Annotated in this window: 15 protein-coding genes; 3 read left to right on the top strand and 12 right to left on the bottom strand. The window is 73.2% G+C overall.

Annotated features, from left to right (window positions below; genetic code table 11):
* Position 1: 1 nt before the first annotated feature.
* From ACZ6S8_RS25885 to ACZ6S8_RS25840, 10 genes are all read right to left on the bottom strand, one after another.
* Positions 2–1,042, bottom strand: coding sequence for an LLM class flavin-dependent oxidoreductase (locus ACZ6S8_RS25885; RefSeq protein ID WP_469459567.1), 1,041 nt, complete (start codon positions 1,040–1,042; stop codon positions 2–4).
* Positions 1,039–2,886, bottom strand: coding sequence for an FAD-dependent oxidoreductase (locus ACZ6S8_RS25880; RefSeq protein ID WP_469459564.1), 1,848 nt, complete (start codon positions 2,884–2,886; stop codon positions 1,039–1,041). The genes ACZ6S8_RS25885 and ACZ6S8_RS25880 overlap by 4 nt, the downstream gene beginning before the upstream one ends.
* A gap of 9 nt (positions 2,887–2,895) precedes the next feature.
* Positions 2,896–4,236, bottom strand: a complete 1,341-nt coding sequence (locus tag ACZ6S8_RS25875; protein WP_469459562.1) for an NtaA/DmoA family FMN-dependent monooxygenase — start codon at positions 4,234–4,236, stop codon at positions 2,896–2,898.
* Positions 4,237–4,260: 24 nt separating this feature from the next.
* The gene (locus tag ACZ6S8_RS25870) at positions 4,261–5,130 is read right to left on the bottom strand and encodes an ABC transporter ATP-binding protein (RefSeq protein ID WP_469459560.1); all 870 of its coding nucleotides are present in this window, start codon (positions 5,128–5,130) and stop codon (positions 4,261–4,263) included.
* Positions 5,127–6,026, bottom strand: coding sequence for an ABC transporter ATP-binding protein (locus ACZ6S8_RS25865; protein ID WP_469459558.1), 900 nt, complete (start codon positions 6,024–6,026; stop codon positions 5,127–5,129). The genes ACZ6S8_RS25870 and ACZ6S8_RS25865 overlap by 4 nt, the downstream gene beginning before the upstream one ends.
* A complete protein-coding gene (locus ACZ6S8_RS25860) occupies positions 6,023–6,919 on the bottom strand; it encodes an ABC transporter permease (protein WP_469459556.1) in 897 nt (298 codons plus the stop codon). The genes ACZ6S8_RS25865 and ACZ6S8_RS25860 overlap by 4 nt, the downstream gene beginning before the upstream one ends.
* A 2-nt stretch (positions 6,920–6,921) precedes the next feature.
* Positions 6,922–7,950, bottom strand: coding sequence for an ABC transporter permease (locus tag ACZ6S8_RS25855; protein ID WP_469459554.1), 1,029 nt, complete (start codon positions 7,948–7,950; stop codon positions 6,922–6,924).
* A gap of 36 nt (positions 7,951–7,986) precedes the next feature.
* Entirely contained in the window at positions 7,987–9,570 is a 1,584-nt protein-coding gene (locus tag ACZ6S8_RS25850) for an ABC transporter substrate-binding protein (protein WP_469459552.1), read from the bottom strand.
* Positions 9,571–10,084: 514 nt separating this feature from the next.
* Entirely contained in the window at positions 10,085–10,963 is an 879-nt protein-coding gene (locus tag ACZ6S8_RS25845) for a DsbA family oxidoreductase (RefSeq protein ID WP_469459720.1), read from the bottom strand.
* A gap of 101 nt (positions 10,964–11,064) precedes the next feature.
* Positions 11,065–11,499 (bottom strand): RrF2 family transcriptional regulator, encoded by a 435-nt coding sequence (locus ACZ6S8_RS25840; RefSeq protein WP_469459550.1) that lies wholly within the window; start codon positions 11,497–11,499, stop codon positions 11,065–11,067.
* 138 nt (positions 11,500–11,637) lie between these two features.
* Here ACZ6S8_RS25840 and ACZ6S8_RS25835 point away from each other — a divergent pair, with 138 nt between their 5' ends.
* Complete coding sequence (locus ACZ6S8_RS25835) at positions 11,638–12,144, top strand: cupin domain-containing protein (RefSeq protein ID WP_469459548.1); 507 nt, start codon at positions 11,638–11,640, stop codon at positions 12,142–12,144.
* A gap of 7 nt (positions 12,145–12,151) precedes the next feature.
* On the opposite strand, the gene ACZ6S8_RS25830 is transcribed toward ACZ6S8_RS25835, so the two are convergent.
* Positions 12,152–13,402, bottom strand: a complete 1,251-nt coding sequence (locus tag ACZ6S8_RS25830; RefSeq protein WP_469459547.1) for a serine hydrolase domain-containing protein — start codon at positions 13,400–13,402, stop codon at positions 12,152–12,154.
* A gap of 214 nt (positions 13,403–13,616) precedes the next feature.
* Here ACZ6S8_RS25830 and ACZ6S8_RS25825 point away from each other — a divergent pair, with 214 nt between their 5' ends.
* The gene (locus tag ACZ6S8_RS25825) at positions 13,617–14,384 is read left to right on the top strand and encodes a TioE family transcriptional regulator (protein WP_469459545.1); all 768 of its coding nucleotides are present in this window, start codon (positions 13,617–13,619) and stop codon (positions 14,382–14,384) included.
* Between the two features lie 85 nt (positions 14,385–14,469).
* The gene (locus ACZ6S8_RS25820) at positions 14,470–15,663 is read left to right on the top strand and encodes an erythromycin esterase family protein (RefSeq protein WP_469459543.1); all 1,194 of its coding nucleotides are present in this window, start codon (positions 14,470–14,472) and stop codon (positions 15,661–15,663) included.
* A 225-nt stretch (positions 15,664–15,888) separates the two neighbouring features.
* On the opposite strand, the gene ACZ6S8_RS25815 is transcribed toward ACZ6S8_RS25820, so the two are convergent.
* Positions 15,889–16,368 (bottom strand): winged helix-turn-helix domain-containing protein, encoded by a 480-nt coding sequence (locus tag ACZ6S8_RS25815; protein ID WP_469459718.1) that lies wholly within the window; start codon positions 16,366–16,368, stop codon positions 15,889–15,891.
* Positions 16,369–16,573: the final 205 nt, after the last annotated feature.

The raw sequence follows: 16,573 nt of genomic DNA, 5'->3' as shown, positions 1-16,573 counted from the left end.
CTCAGGCTCCTGTGGTCGCGGTCGCGGTCGCGGTGTCGGTCGAGGGCTTCCAGCCCAGGGCGGGTGCCACCTGCGTCGCGATGAGTTCGAGCGCACGGAGTGCGGCGTCGTGGTCCGGAACGGCGGGGTTGAACTGGGCGATCAGGTCGGTCGCCACGGGCAGCACCTTCTCCTGCCGCAGAGCAGCGACGATCTCGTCGGGGTGGCCGTGGAACGAGTGGAAGCGGCGCAGCGCCTCGTCGGCGTCCAGGCCCTCCGGGAAGGCGCCCGTCCCGGCCATGCGCAGGGCGGCCCGGTGCACGTCGTCGCCGATCTGGCGCAGCGCGGTCCGTCGGTCCCTGGCCGGGAACAGGAACCGGGACAGGCCGATCCGAGGCCGGCGCGGCCGGTCCCAGGCGTCGAGGTAGGTGTCCGCCCAGGGGCGTTGCACCTCGTCCGTGGGGGCGTCGTAGCCGTACGCCGCCCGGTTGAGCAGCAGGTTGGAGCCGGCGGCGGCGGCGTGCCGGGCGCCCTCGGCGCCGAAGACGCCCTGCCAGATCCGGTCGCCGAAGTCGCCCGCGGCCGGCTGGATGCGGAAGCCGGGCGTACGCACTTCCCCGTTCGCCAGGGCGCTGCGCAGCACCCGGAGGTTCTCGCTCGTCAGCTCCCGCTTGCGGGCGGCGTCCTTGCCGAAGGCGGCGTACTCCGCCCCGGCCGAGCCGCTGCCGACGCCGACCTCGACCCGGCCGCCGCTCAGCGCGTCGACGGTGGAGACGTCCTCGGCGAGCCGGACCGGGTCCTCCAGGGGGAGGACCGTGACGGCGGTGCCGAGCCGGATCCGGCGGGTCTTCGCGGCGGCGTGGGCGAGGAAGGTCCAGGGCGAGGACAGGCCGCCGCCGCCCGCGGAGACGTGGTGCTGGGCGACCCAGCCCACGTCGAAGCCGAGCTCGTCGGCGGCGACGAAGAGCTCCTGGGCGTCGCGGTACGTCCGGCCGGGGTCGTCGCCGCGGCCCTGGACGTGGGTGAGGAAGCCGAGTCGGAAGCGCGGCGTCTCGGTGGTCACGGGTGGCTGCCTTTCGGGGTGCGGGCCCCGCCCGCGACGACGAGGCCGGGCGCCGGGGCCGCGAGGGCGGGTTGGCGGGAGGCGGGGCCGGTCACCGGGGCCGCAGGGGTCCCGCCGCCCAGTACGCGGTCCAGCACCGCGGCGGCGCCGCCGGCCGGGAGCGTCGTTCCGCGCCAGGCGACGTGCTGGTCGGGGCGGACGAGGACGTGGCCGGAGCCGTACACGGCGAGGGCCCCGGGATCGGTCAGGTGGATCACCGTGAACGGCAGCCCCCGGTCCGCGGCCGCCGCGGCGAAGGAGCGCTCCACGGAACGGTCGCCGTCGAGGACGAGCAGGGCGAAGGAGCGGCCGACGCGGTCGTGGAGCGTGCCGCCGTACGGGTCGACCCGGCCGTCGGGCGCGCGGTGACCCGGCCGGGGGTCGTCCTCGTAGAGGTCCGCGCGCCAGGGCGGTTCGGTGGCGAGCTGGTCCGGTTCGTACCAGATCACGGACGAGGCGTCGTACCGCTCGTCGAAGGTGACGCCCACCGCCTCGACGTGCTCCCGGCGCAGCCGCTCACCGATCTCGCCGCGGCGCCGGGCGGCCTCGGGTCCGTGGTCCGCGTCGTCGGGGATCCCGCCTCCGCGGATCTCGGCGAGGGTCGCCTGCGCGCGTCGCGAGCGATCCAGGGCGTGGTCGCCGACGCGCCGGTTGTGCGGGCGCCGCTCCTCGTCGTAGGAGTCGAGGAGGGTGTCCGGGGCGTGGCCCGCGAGCACCGCGGCCAGCTTCCAGCCGAGGTTGACGACGTCCCCGAAGCCCTCGCCGAGGTTGCCGCCCGGAGTGCGGACGTGCGCGGCGTCACCGGCGAGCAGGATCCGGCCGCGGCGGAACGTTTCGGCGATCCGGGTGGCGTGGTGGAAGGTCGTGGCCGAGACGAGCTCCAGGTCCGGGTCGAACCCGAAGGCGGCCCGGGCCACGTCCAGCAGCTCCTCCTCGGCGGGCTCGTACGCGAGCGGATACGGCCCCGCGTACACCCGCCACTCGCGGGTGCTGACGGCGGCCAGGAAGCCGGAAGCCCCCTGGTTGACCACGATGTTGGTGCCGCTGGGCGCGGGCCCCACCCGGTCGGAGAGGTCGCCGGTGCGGACGATCAGGCGCAGCCGCTTCTCGTCGGCGCGCTCCCCGTCGCGGCCGATGCCGGCCAGCCGGCGGGTCGTGCTGGGACCGCCGTCGGCGCCCAGCACGTACGCCGCGCGGACCGCGCGGGAGCCGCCGGGGCCGCCGGGGCCGCCGGAGCCGAGGGAGTCCTCCGAGCCGCCCGAGCCGACGTCGGCGAGGTGCGCGAGGACCCCGTCGGCGTCCTCGTCCAGCGCGCGCAGCTCCCAGCCGCCGGCCACGCTCACGCCCTGTTCCCCGAGGCGGTCGAGGAACACCTGCTGGAGGGCCGTCTGGGGCCGCCGGAGCGCCTCCTGCGACCCGTACCGGGCGCCGTCGGCGACAGAGGTGAACAACGGGCCCGGCAGGGGCAGGAGTTCGTGGCCCGCGAGCGAGGTGACCAGGCGCGTGCCCCGGTTCCACTCCGGGGGGTAGGTCCAGGCGTCACGGATGCGCTGGAGCAGCCCCCAGCGGCGGAAGTGCTCCACCACGCGCGGGGTGTGGCCCATGGCGCCCGCCCGGACCAGGGTCGCGGTGCGGGCGCGGTCGACGACGGCGACCCGGACGCCCCGCGCGGTGAGTTCGACGGCCGCGGAGAGGCCGACGGGGCCCGCGCCGACGACCAGTACGTCGACCTCCGCGGGCGGGGTCGCGATCGGGAACCGGACGGTGTGGACGTCGCGCCCACCCGTCACCGGAAGTTCGGTCACGTCCCGGCCTCAGCCGTTCAGGAGCTGCGGCGTGCGGACGTGGCGGTTGCCCGGGACCGGCAGGCCGAGGTTGCCGCGCAGGGTGTCGGCCTGGTATTCGGTGCGGAACAGCCCGCGCTTCTGCAGCAGCGGGACGACGCCGTCCACGAAGAGCTCCAGGTCGTCGCCGGTGCGGAAGGCGAGGTTGATGCCGTCGAAGGTGCCGGCCCGGAACCAGGTCTCGATGGTGTCGGCGACGGTGTCCGGGGCGCCGACGAAGGGCGAGCGGTGGAACTCGTTGACCAGCGCGCCGACCTGGCGCAGCGTCAGGTTCTCGCGCCGCGCCCGCTCGATGAGCCGCGCCGCGCCCGTGCGGCCGCCCTTCTCGGCGAGGTGCGCGACGTCGGGGAACGGTGCGTCCAGGTCGTGCACGCTGAAGTCGTACGCCCCGAAGGCCCGCCCGAGCAGGGCCAGGTTGCGGCCGAAGTCGTCGTCCTCCTCGAAGATCTCCCGCTCGCGGCGCCGGGCCGCCTCGTCGGTGGCGGCGACGACCGGTCCGCCGTGGATGAAGATCTTGATGTGCTCGGGGTCGCGGCCGTACGCAGCGGTGCGCGTCTTGATGTCGGTGTAGTACGCCTGCGCCTGCTCCAGGGAGCCCCCCGGCGCGTAGATGCCCTCGGCCACCTGCGCGGCGAGGTCGCGACCCTCCTCCGACACCCCGGCCTGGAAGATCACCGGCTGGCCCTGCGGGGAACGGGAGAGGTTGAGGGGACCCGCGACGTCGAAGTGCTCGCCGCGGTGCTCCAGCGCGTGCAGCTTGGCGGGGTCGAGGAAGACGCCCCGCTCCACGTCGGCCGGGAACGCGTCGTCCTCGTAGGAGTCCCAGAGGCCGCGGGCGACCCGGACGAACTCCAGGGCGCGGCCGTAGCGGGTGGTGTAGTCGAGGTGTTCGTCGAGTCCGAAGTTCTTCGAGGTGCCGGTGTCGAAGCTGGTCACGACGTTCCAGCCGGCGCGGCCGCCGCTGATGTGGTCGAGCGAGGCGAACCGGCGGGCGAGGTTGAACGGCGAGTTGTAGGTGGAACTCGCCGTGCCGACCAGGCCGATGTGCCGGGTGTGGGTGGCGACGGCCGACAGCAGGGTCAGCGGTTCCAGGCGGTTGAGGTAGTGCGCCGGGTAGGTGGCGTTGATGAACTGGCTGTCGACGATGAACAGGGCGTCGAACAGCGCGTGTTCGGCGGCCTTCGCCTGATCGATGTAGTAGTTGATGTCGATGCTGGAGTTCTTCGCGACGCGCGGGTCCTTCCACAGGCCGTGCTGGCCGGGGCCTCCGACGCCGTAGGGGTGCAGTGCGAGGTGGAGCGTGCGGGACATCGTGGTTCCTGTCTGTCGTGGACGTCAGGTGTGCAGGAGGGCGCGCAGGGCGTCGCGTTCGGCCCGATCCGCCGGAGCGGTGCGCAGGGTGGGCGCGGAGCCGAGGAGCAGGCGCGTGTAGGGGTGCCGGGGGGCCTCGACGACCTCGCGGGTGGTGCCGGTCTCGACGAGCTCGCCCCGGTAGAGCACCGCGATGCGGTCGGCGGTCCCGGCGACGGAGCCGAGGTCGTGGGAGATGAAGACGAGCGCCACGCCGGAGTCGCGGAGTTCGCCGAGGATCTCCAGGACCTGGACCCGGTTGGCGGAGTCGAGGGCGCTGACCGGCTCGTCGAGGATGACCAGGCGCGGGTCGGTGACCAGGGCGCGGGCCACCGCCACGCGCTGGCGCTGGCCGCCGGACAGCTCGCCGGGCAGCCGGCCGAGCAGTTCGTCGGAGAGGTGGACGCGGGCGAGGAACGTGCGGACCCGCTCGGCGGCCTCCCCGGGCGGGGTGCCGCGGACGAGCAGCGGCTCGGCCAGGGACTCCGCCACGGTCAGGTCCGGGTCGAGGCTGCGCAGCGGGTCCTGGAAGACGTACTGGACGATGCCGCGGCGGCGCAGCGCGCGCCACTGGCGCTGGTCGTGGCCGGTCACCTCCTCGCCGCCGACGCGGATCGAGCCCGCCGAGGCGGGGACCAGGCCCAGGACGGCGCGGGCCAGCGTGGACTTGCCCGAGCCGGTCTCGCCGATGATGCCGAGGGTCTCGCCGGGGGCGACGCTCAGCGACACCCCGTGCAGGGCGCGCCGGCGCCGGCGGCGCGGACCGTAGTGCACGTCGAGGCCGGTGACGTCGAGGACGGGCTCGGCCGGCTTCGCCCCGGCGCCGGATTCCGCCGGGGCGGGGACGCCGCTCACGACGCCTCCAGGGGCGCGAGGAAGCGGTCGAGGCCGTACTGCTCGTGCTCGGCGATCAGCAGCCGGGTGTACTCGTGCTGCGGGTGGTGCAGCACCGTCCGCGTCGGTCCCTGCTCCACCACGTGGCCCTGCCGCATCACCAGCACCTCGTCGCACAGCTGGGCGACGACGGCGAGGTCGTGGGAGACGACCACGAGGGCCAGCCCGGCGCTCTCGCGCAGGTCGGCGAGCAGGTCGAGGATCTCGGCCTGGACGGTGACGTCGAGGGCGGTCGTGGCCTCGTCGGCGATGAGGATCCGGGGCCGTGCGCAGATCGCCGCCGCGATCAGGACCCGCTGGAGCATGCCGCCGGACAGTTCGTACGTGTACTGGCCGTAGACCAGTTCCGGATCGCGCAGGTGTACGGCCCGGAGCAGGTCGACGGCCCGGTGGCGGGCCTCCCGGCGCCCCAGGCCCCGCTTGACGCGGAGCACTTCGGCGATCTGGGGTCCCACGCGGATCGAGGGGTTCAGGTAGGAGGCGGGGTCCTGGAAGACCGCGCTGATCGTGGAGCCGCGCAGGGCGGTCCACTGCCGCGGGGTCAGACCGGAGATGTCGGTGCCGGCGATCTCGACGGACCCGGCGGTGACCTCGAAGTGCGGGGGCAGGATGCCGAGCGCGGCCCGGCAGGTGAGGGTCTTGCCGCTGCCGGACTCGCCGACGATGCCGACCGTCCTGCCGGGGACGAGGTCGAAGCTCACGCCGTGGACGATCTCGCGCCCGGTGACGTGGTCGGTGATGTGGACGTCGCGGACGGACAGGACCGGTGGGGCCGCGGGATCGGCCGGGGCTGCCGGCTCTCCGCGGGGGCTGCTGCGGAGCGGGCCGGGGACGGTTTCGTGGGACAGCGTCGTCATCGCGTGCCTCCGGTGGGGACGGGGTCGGGGTCGGACGTCCGGAGCCGGTTGGCGCGGGCCCTGCGGCTGTTGACCAGGGCGTGGCCCGCCTCGCCGGAGACGTCGCGGATCGTGTCGGCGAGGAGGTTGGCGGCCCAGACGGTGACCATGATCAGCAGCGCGGGCGCGAGGGGGGCCCACGGCCGGTGGCTGAGGTAGCCCAGGTCCGAGGCGAGCAGGCCGCCCCAGGTGGGTTCCGGGGGCTGGATGCCGATGCCGAGGAAGGTGAGGCTGGAGACGATGATGAAACCGACACCGATCGTCTGGGCGAGGGCGACCGCGATCGGGGGGAGCACCTTGGCCCATACGTGCCGGCGCACGATCCAGCCGATCGAGGCACCCGCGATGAGCGAGGCCTCCACGTACTGCGAGCGGGCCACGGCCAGGGTGGCGGCCCGGGCCACCCGGTAGAAGAGGGGCGATACCAGGGTGCCCGTGACGAGCATGGCCTGGGTGAGGCCGTTGCCGAGGAGGGCGATCACGGCGACGGCGAAGAGCAGGAACGGCAGCGCGACGAGCGTGTCGGCCAGCCGGAGGGTGAACCACTCGAAGGCCCGGCCGAGGTGGACGGACAGGATGCCGGGGACCGCGCCGACGGCCAGCGCCGTCAGGGCGACTTCGAGGGAACCGAGCACGCTGACGCGGGAGCCGTCCAGGAGGCGGCTGAGCACGTCCCTGCCGAGGTAGTCCGTACCCAGCCAGTGGGCGCCCGAGGCGGCCGCGAGCGTGTGGTCGCCGGTGGCCAGCGGGTCCTGCGGGGCGAGCACCGGACCGAGGAGCGCGAGCAGGACGATCAGGGCGAGGACGGCGACGGCGGTCCGTCCGGACGTGAGCGCGAGAACGCGGCGCACCATGGTCACACCCCCCGTTGGGCGGCAGGCGTCACGCGTGCCAGCACCAGGTTGACGATCAGGTTGAAGGTGACGACCAGGACGATCGACACCACGAGGACGCCTTGGACGGCCGGTACGTCACCGGCCTGGGCGGCGTCGTTGGCGAACCGGCCGAACCCCTGCAGGCCGAAGATCCACTCCGTCACGACGGACGCGCCGACCAGGGCGGGGAACTTCAGGCCCAGCGTGGCCAGGACCGGCCCGAGCCCGTTGCGCAGTACGTGCCCGAAGAAGATCCGGCGCGGGCCGAGACCCCGCACCAGCGCGCCCGTCACGTAGTTCTCGCGGTAGGCGGCGACGAGGCTGCCGCGCAGCTGCCGGGCGACGTCGGCCACGACGTCGAAGCTCAGCGCGACGGCAGGCAGGGTGATGTGCGCGAGCCACGGGCCGATGCCCTGCTCCGCGGGCACGTACCCGGCGGAGGGGAAGAGCCCGAGGCCGACCGCGAGGACGGCCACCAGCACGATGCCGACGACGAACGCCGGCATCACCGAGATCAGGGTGACGAAGCCGGTGATCGCGCGGTCGATCCACGTGGTGCGGCGCAGCGCGGCCACGGTGCCGAGGAGGAAGCCGGTCACGACGCCGATGACGAGGGCGAACGTCGCGATGGAAAGGCTCACCCCCAGGCCGAGCCCGATGAGCGTGGAGACGTCGGCGCCGTTGGCCCAGCTGGTGCCGAGCTGGCCCTGCAGGACGCCGCTGAACCAGTCCCAGTACTGGACCAGGAACGGCCGGTCCAGCCCCCACTGGGCCTCCACCCGGTGGATGGCCTCCGGGGTCGCGTCCTCGCCGAGCTGGATGCGGGCCGGGCTGAGGCCGCTCATCGAGCGCAGCGAGAACGTCACGAACGTCGCGACCAGGAAGACGGGTACGAAGATCGCGACCGATCGGGCGACGGTGGCCAGGACGCGGCCCGCCGCGTGCCGCACCCGGGTCGCGGCGACCCCGCGACGGCGGGCGGCCGCGGCGGGGAGCGCAGTCGTCGTCACGGGGTTGCCTCCTCTCTGTTCGGTGGTGAAGGGGTGTCAGCGGCCGGAGATGGTGACGCCGGTCCAGTCGATGTGGGCCGGGTTCTTGGGCAGGCCGGAGATCGACTTGCTCTTGGCGATGAGGTTCGGCGAGGAGTACGTGAAGACCAGCGCCTTGCTCTCGAGGCCGGCCCGGGTCGCCGCCTGCAGCACCTTCGGGTAGTCGGGAGCGTCCAGCGGGGTCTGACGGACCTTCGCGACGGCCGCCTCGAAGGCCGCCGGCTGGTAGGGCGAGCTGAGGTTGAGCGGGCCGTTGGGGCCGAAGTGCGCGGTGAGGGTCTGCGCGGCGGAGTCGCGGCCGGTGGTGCCGTACAGCGAGAACGTCAGGTCCTTGGCGAAGAACGGGGTGGACCAGTTCTTGTCGATCTTGATGGTGACGGTGATGCCGACCTTGGCCAGCTGCGACTGGACGATCTCCGCCTGCGGGTCCTCGGCGGGGATGACCAGGTTGAGCTTGATGTCACCGGCCTTGTAGCCCGCCTCGGCGAGGAGCGCCTGCGCCTTCGCCGGGTCGTGGGGGTAGGCGCCCTCGGACTCCGGGTCGTAGGCGACGTATCCCTTGGGGAAGGGCTGGTTGGTCACCGAGCCGTAGCCGAAGGTGAGCTTGTCGACGAACTCCTGGCGGTTGACCGCGTGCCGCACCGCGTCGACGACCTTCGCGTTGTCGAACGGCGCCTTGTTGACGTTGAGGCTGATGTTGGAGGCGTTGAAGCCCGGCTGGACGAAGACGTCCAGGCCGGCCTTCTTGGCCGCGTCCGCCTGGCTGGGCTTGATGTCGGCGAAGTTGTACACGCCGGTCTGCAGGCCGTTGACGACGGTGGAGGCGTCGGGGGCCGCGGTGAGCTCGACGTTGTCGATGTGGATGTTCTTCGCGTCCCAGTACGCGGGATTCTTCTTCAGGACCGCCTTGGTGCCCGGTACCAGCTGGGTGATGGTGAACGGCCCCGCGCCGACCGGGTTCTGGTCCAGCTTCTCGGGGGAGGCCGCCGCCTTCGGGCTGGCGATCTGCAGGACCCGCTGACCGAGCAGCTGGGGGATCTGGTAGTCGACCTGGGTGAGGTGGAGCACGGCGTCCAGACCGTTGGCGTCCACCGACCGGATCGAGGTCAGGTCCCCGAAGAGCGCCGAGTTCTTCTGCTTCTGCGCCCGCTCCACGGCGACCTTGACGGCGGCGGCGTCCAGCGGCTCGCCGTCGCTGAACTTCAGCCCGGGCCGCAGGTGGAAGGTGACCTGGTCGCCCTTGTCGTTGTACTCCCAGCTCTCGGCGAGGTCCGGGACGGCCTTGCCGCTCTCGTCGGTACGGGTCAACGAGGCGTACACCAGGGCCAGTTCCCGGAACTGGGCACCGCTGCCGGAGACGACCGGGTCCCAGTGGGCGGGGAAGTACGAGGAGGTCCACTTCAGGGTGCCGCCCCCTCCCGCGCCGCCGTTCGCGGCGGCGGTGCCTCCGGCGCAGGCGCCGAGGGCGGGGGTGAGCACGGCGACGAGGGCGGTGGCGAGGACGGCGAGGCGCGGCCGGGTGAGGCGGCGCTGCGGCGGGACGTCCGGTCCGGGACTGAGGGGCGTGAGGCGTGCGGACATGTCTGGTTTTCCTTGGACTTGGTCCCGGCCCGGGCAGGGGAGGGGAAGGGGAGGAGGCGCGACCGGGTGACCGCGCACGGCCGTTCGGCGCGGGGCCGGCGGTCGGGCGGCTACGGCTTCGGGGCGTGCGCGGGTGGTCCCGCGGCGCCGGCGTACGGCGCCGGCGGGCCGCGGAAGCGGACCGGTTCGGGCCGGGAAGGGGGAAGCGGGGGAGGGGGTGCGCAGGAGCGCGGAGCGGAGGGCTCGGGCGGGACGGACGCGGCTCGGCGGACGGGCGGGCTACCGGGAACGCCGGGGGCGGTCAGGTGCCGGTCAGGTGCCGGTGGGCCGGGAGCGGCGGTGGGTCAGCGACAGAGGGCGCTGGACGTGCGCCGCAGGTCCACGTAGCGGCACACCACACCGGGGTGCGTCGTAAGCATGGGGCACATCCTGGGGGCACCCGTCGGCGGCTGTCAATGGACACCAATTGGTGTCTCATTGGACGGGACGGCTCCCGCCGCTGGTCAGGGGCCTTTCAAGGGGCCGGAGAACTGCCGTTCCGGGTGGCCGGGTGCACCGCGGCCTCGTCGGGGTGCAGCCACAGCGGCCCGTTGCCGGTGTCCACCCGGACGGCCCGCGCCGGCGGCCACGGACCCTGCGCCAGTGTCCGCCGCTCGGGCTCGCTCAGACTGCGGTACTGCTCCAACGCCCTTTCAGTGCGCGGGAGTTCAGTGTCCGGGAGGAGGTCCGGAGCCAGCTCGGCCAGGGCGGCGGCGTACTCCTCGAAGGGGCGCCAGCCGGGCACCGCACGGTGCTGCGAGGGGGTGCGGACCAGCAGCGTCGGCAGGGCGTACCGGTGCCCGCCGCCGGTCTCCTTCGCCGTGCCGGGGTGCGGCGAAGTGCCCCGTACGGACAGCACGTCGGGAACCGGGCGGCGCGCCTCGGCGCGGTCCGCGCGCACCCGCCCGAGCGCCTCGGCGCCGGCGGCGTCCACCGCCAGCCGTGCCGCGTCCAGGCCCGGCACCCCGGCCGCCGCGGCCAGCGCCAGCTCGACGGTGTCCGCCGGCTCCCCGACCACGAAGACGCTCTCCCGCAGCCGCCGCAGCACCCGCTCGGCCACGTCGGATCCCTGCTGTTCCGCGGCCTTGGCCACCAGCGAGGCGGGCCACGAACTGGCGGCCACCCGGCTGAGGCGTACGGCGCGGGGCGCCCCCGTGTGGACGGTGATGTCCTCGACGTAGCGCGCGTACCAGGCGGTCTCCGCCGCCGGGTCGGGAGCCGGGTCGTCGTCCTCGTCGAAGAGGATGCAGAACACCCGGCGCCAGCGGACCCGGCCGTCCAGCGCCGCCCGCAGGCGGCGGAAGACCGGCTCCGATCCCCACGCCCAGGGGCACAACGGATCGGTGTACTCCACGACTTCGAGCGCCGCGGGCGCGGAGTCCGGCGTACGGGGCGCACCCGTCGGGCCCGGCCCGGGCCGGGCCGCCGGTGGGCCCGGCGCCCCCGGCGCGGCCGTCACGCGACGCCCTCGCGGGGCAGCCGTCCGGCCGCCGCCGACGGCACCAGCGAGGCCAGCGTCGCCCTGCCCAGCACGGCGGCGGCGTCCGCCTCGACCCGCCGCCACACCTCGGGCAGCCCCGCGGCGGGACCGGGGTAGTCGAGTCCGGCCAGCGGCTCGCCGCGCAGCGAGATCAACTCGCCGTCCACCGCGCGCGCCACGTCCAGCAGGGTGATCTCGCCGGCGGGCCTGCCGAGCCAGTACCCCCCCTCGCAGCCGCGCTGGCTGCGCACCAGGCCGGCCTTCCGCAGCTCGCCCACCACGGACTTCAGGAACCGGAACGGGATCTGCTGCGAGGAGGCGATGGCCTCGCAGGTCAGCGGGCGGGAAGGCTCACAGGCGAGCTCCAGGAGAGCCCGCGTGGCGTAGTCCGCCTTCGCGGAGATATGCATGCGCCCATCATGCCCGACACCTCGCGCCGCCGAGGGGGTCCGGGCGCTCCCCGCCGCTCATTGCGGGAACGTTGCCGCAGGTGAACGCTAAAGGACACCTCTTGACATCTTTTCCGGTGCCCCCCTAGCGTCCCGGCCATGAGCGAGCCGCTGACAGTTCCCGGTGAGGGCTTCCACCCGCACCTCCCCGACGCCCCGGACCGCCCGACGGCTCCGCTGCGCACCCGCCTGCACCACGTGCGCGCCGACGCCCTGGACGGCGGAACCGCCCAGAGCGGGGGGATGCGGCGGTTCGCGGCCGTCAGCGGGAACACCGTCGGTTCCGAGAAGCTCTGGATGGGCCAGACCCACGTCGCTCCCGCGACCGCCTCCTCCGACCACCACCACGGCGAGTCCGAGACGGCCATCTACGTGGTCAGCGGACACCCCGAGTTCGTCTTTCTGGACGACACGGGCGAACCCGCCGAGGAGGTGCGGCTGCGCACCTCCCCCGGCGACTACGTCTTCGTCCCGCCCTTCGTGCCCCACCGGGAGGAGAACCCGGATCCCGCCGAGGAGGCCGTGGTCGTCATCGCCCGCAGCACCCAGGAGGCGATCGTCGTCAACCTCGCCCGGCTGTACGCCCTCCCGGCGGACGGGGCCTGAACGGCCGCTACTTCGCGGGCGCCAGGGGCTTGTGGCCGGGGTAGACGTGGTCGGGGGACACGATGCCGGTGACCGCCTCGCCGAAGAGGGTGCTGGGTTCCTGGCCCTCGTACGGGGAGTCGGTGTTCAGGAGGATGACCATCGTCGCCTGCGCCTGCGGCAGGTAGACGGGCAGGACCTCGTAGCCGGGGATCGAGCCGTTGTGGCCGATCCAGCCCTGCACGTCGAAGATGCCCAGGCCGTAGCCCGTCCCCGGGATGTCCATCGGCTGGGTCTTCAGGCGTTCGGCCTGCGTCGCGGGCGTCAGCAGCGTGCCGGTGGCCACGGTGCGGGCCCAGCTGCGCAGGTCCTGGAGGTCGGAGATCATCTCTCCGGCGGCCCAGGCCCACGAGGGGTTCCAGTGGGTCGAGTCCTCGGTCTTGCCGGAGGCCGTCTGGTCCGTGTAGCCGTGGGCGTACGGGGCGGGCAGTGCCGGGCTCGTGGGGAAGACCGTGTTGCGCAGCCCGGCCGGCTCCACGACGTCCCGCGCGATGACCTCGTGGAGCGGCCGGCCGGTGACCTTCTCGACCACCAGGCCGAGCAGGATCAGATTGGTGTTGGAGTAGTCGAATTCCGCGCCCGGCTGGAACTGCACGGGGTGCTTGAAGGAGTAGTCGAGCAACTGCCGCGGCACGAAGCCCTGGTGCGGATCGGCCTCCAGCGTCTTGATGAACCCGTCGTCCATGCTGTAGTTGAAGAGGCCGCTGCGCATGCCGGCCAGCTGCCGCAGGGTGATGCGGTCGCCGTTCGGAACTCCCGTGACGTACCGGCCGATCGGGTCGTCCAGGCCGACCTTCCCCTGGTCCACGAGCTGGAGCAGGGCGGTGACGGTGAACGTCTTCGTCTCGCTGCCGATGCGCACGTGCAGCGGGGTCGTCATCGGTGCGCCGGTCGCCTTGTCCGCCACGCCGAAGCTCTTCACGTAGCTGCCCTTGCCGGGGGCCCACAGCCCCACGGTCACCCCCGGCACCCGGGCCTCGCGCATGACGCGGAGCACGGCCGCGTCCAGCTGCGCCGCGACGGCCGGCGTCAGCTGCACGAAGGCGGTGCCGTCCGCCGGGGAGGGGGTGGCGGACGGGGAGGGCGTGGCTGCCGCGGGAGCGGACCGCGCCGGGGGAGACGCCCCGTATGCGGAACCCGCGATCGCCGGGGCGAGGAGTACGCCTGCTGCGGCGGCGGACGCACAGGCCCGGCGCAGTCGGAGGGGGGCTGGCTTCACGGCATGGCCTCCTGTGGTCCGTGGACCCGGGCAACGGGAACCAGCGTAGGCCCGTGCCACGCCGGTCGCGAGGCGGGCCGTCCGGTTGCGGGGACGGGCTCCGTGCGCCATGGAAGGACCGTGCACCCCCTTTCAGCACCTCCACCAGACAGAGACAATACGTTGAGGGTTCTGCGGGGCGGTGCTCTGAGGAAGTCCTCTAAAGTCTCAAACCATGGATCATCTTCGCCCCGTGGACCTCGCCCGGGAGCACGGCATCTCGACCCAGGCCGTCCGCAACTACGAGCAGGCCGGGTGCATCCCGCCCGCGGAGCGCACGCCTTCCGGATACCGCACCTACACGGCCGCGCACGCGGCCGCCCTGCGCGCCTACCTGGCGCTCATCCCCGCGCACGGCCACGCGCTGAGCGGGCAGATCATGACGGCGCTCCACGCGGGCGAGACCGACGCCGCGCTGACGGCCGTCGACCGCAGCCACGCCCAGCTCCTGCGCGACCGGGAGACGCTGGACGTGGTGGGGCGGGCCCTGGAGAACCTGGCGGCCGGCCCGGCCGCCACCGCGGCCGCTCCGGCCGGGGCCAGGGCGCTGAGCATCGGAGAACTCGCCCGGCGCCTGCGCGTGACCCCGGCGACCCTGCGCAACTGGGAGGAGGCGGGCATCCTCGTTCCCGCGCGGACGCCGGTCACCGCGCACCGTACGTTCGGCGCGGAGGACGTGCGCGACGCCGAGCTCGCCCACCTCCTGCGGCGCGGCGGCTACCCGCTGTCCCACATCGCCACCGTCGTCCAGCAGATCCGTACCGCCGGCGGGACGCAGGCGCTGTCCGCGGCCCTGGACGACTGGCGGCACCGGCTCACCGCGCGGGGGCTCGCGATGCTGCACGCGGCCGGACTCTGCGCCCGGTACATGGCCCTGCTCGACCCCGGCACCGCACCGCCGGGCCGGCGGGTCCGCGCACCGGGCCGGACCGCGGCTCGTTGATCGACGGTTTGAGACTTTCAGGCATCCTGGACCGCCACAGCGGCCCTAAGTCTCAACTGTTCTCTCAATGGTTCAATTGAGACACATGAGACAGGACATTCACGGCCTCGCCACGGCCTCATGCGGCGTACTGGCCTTCGGCGAGCCGACGCACCAGGAACCCGCCTTCGGATGGGTCCGCAACGAGCTGCTCGTCCAACTGGCCGCCCGCGGCTTCCGGTCGGTCGCCCTGGAAACCGACCGCGTGGCCGCGCTCGGCGTGAACGAGTTCGTGCAGGGCGCGGCCGGCAGCCTCGACGAGGTGATGAGCGAGGGCTTCTCCCACGACTTCGGCGGCCTGGAGCACAACCGGCGGCTGATCACCTGGATGCGCGACCACAACCAGGACCGGCCGCCGGCGGAGCGGCTGGCCTTCCACGGCTTCGACACCCCGACCGAGAGCGTCAGCGCACCCAGCCCGCGGCGCTATCTCGAACACGCCCGCGACTACCTGCGGCTCGACCTCGACCTCCGGCACCTCCTCGGCGACGACGAGCGCTGGAGCCGGCCGGAGGCGGTGATGGACCCGGAGGCGTCGATCGGGGCCACGGCCGAGGCCGACAAACTGCGGAAGATCGCCGACGACATGGTGACCCTGCTCCACGCGCGCGCACCGGAGCCCGCCCCGGCCGCCCCGCCCGCGGAGTGGCTGCGGGCCAAGACGCACCTGTACGCCGGCCTCGGCCTGCTGCGCTACCACCGGCAGTCGGCGGAACGCCTCGACCCCAGCGCGCGGCTCTCCCGCCTGCTCGGCGTGCGCGACGCCCTGATGGCGGAGAACCTCCTCGACATCCGCAGCACCGAGGGGCGGCGGGGCGGGACCCTGGTCTTCGCCCACAACCTCCACCTCCAGCACAACCGGAGCTCCTGGAGCCAGGGAGACATGGACGTCAACTGGTCGGGTGCGGGCACCATCGTGGGGTCCCTCCTCGGCGACCAGTACACGTTCGTCGCCGGCAGCCTCGGCCGCAGCGGGGCCCTCGGGCTCGGGACCCCCGCGCCGGACACGTACGAGGGCTCGCTCCAGAGCCGTACCGACACCTGGGGACTGACCACGGACGTCGCGTCCGCCGCCCCCGCCCGTACGCGGACCGACACCGATCCGCGGCAGGGCTACTTCCCGCTCGACCGCTCGACGCTCGACACCGCCGACGCTGTCCTGCACGTCAGCGACGGCACGGCCGTCGCCGCGCAGGTGCGGGACGGGTTCCGCGAGCCCGTGCTCGAAGGCGTCGGGTGAACGGCGGGAACGGTCGACGGCGCGCGCCGGGCGGCCGACGCCCGGTGGGGTGACGGGCCGTCAACCATGAGGCACATGAGCGCTCTGTCGATATTTTTTCACTACTACACACCAGTCTTCCGATTTGTGGCCGAAACAGATCGGGACGGAGGGAGGCGGGGTAGCCGGATGCCGACGGCCGTGCTGCGGCGGCCGGGAACGGCGCACACCGTGGCCGGGCTCCGGCTAGACGACCGCGTTCTCCAGCACGTAGCCCCGGCCCCACGCCGTACGGACGACCAGGTCGACGGGGGACAGGCGGCGCCGGAGCCGCATGATGTGGAGGTCGAGCGAGTTCCTGGTCGGTCTCGGAACACGCTCCGCGAGGCGCTGCGTGAGTTCGTTCCGGTAGACCACCTCGCCGAAGTGCTCGATGAACAGTTCCATCAATTCGGTCTGGACATTCGAGATGGTGATGGAATGCGGGCCGAAACACAGTGTGCCGGCCGAATCGAGGGTCGGAACCTGGTGGCTGTCGAGCCGGTTCTGTAACGCTCGGACGCGCGCGTCCAAATCATCGCGGGATATGGGTGCGCGAACCCAGTCCTCGAATGGATCGTTGCAGACCGGAGGTCGTGCACCTCCTTCCACGACCAGGAGACGGGGCACCCCGTCTCTCCTACATCGATTCCGAAGGTCCGTCTGCGCCGGCCATCGGACGAACATGACATCGCTGTTTGCGTCTCCCACAGCACAAGCCTCCCCCGTTTGGCATTCATGGATGGTTGCCCATGTGTCGCTGAATTGCGCCGCTCCTCAACCGTCTGTGCATGCGCGAACAGTCCCCGACGATGGTAGGACGATCGGGCTGCGGCCAGGCGTCAGGACCGACGGGTTCCGGACGCCTGGCACCGCGCTGCCGCGCCTGGGC

This window comes from Streptomyces sp. NPDC048461 (genome assembly GCF_055587105.1).
This window is presented reverse-complemented; position numbering and strand designations above follow the sequence as displayed.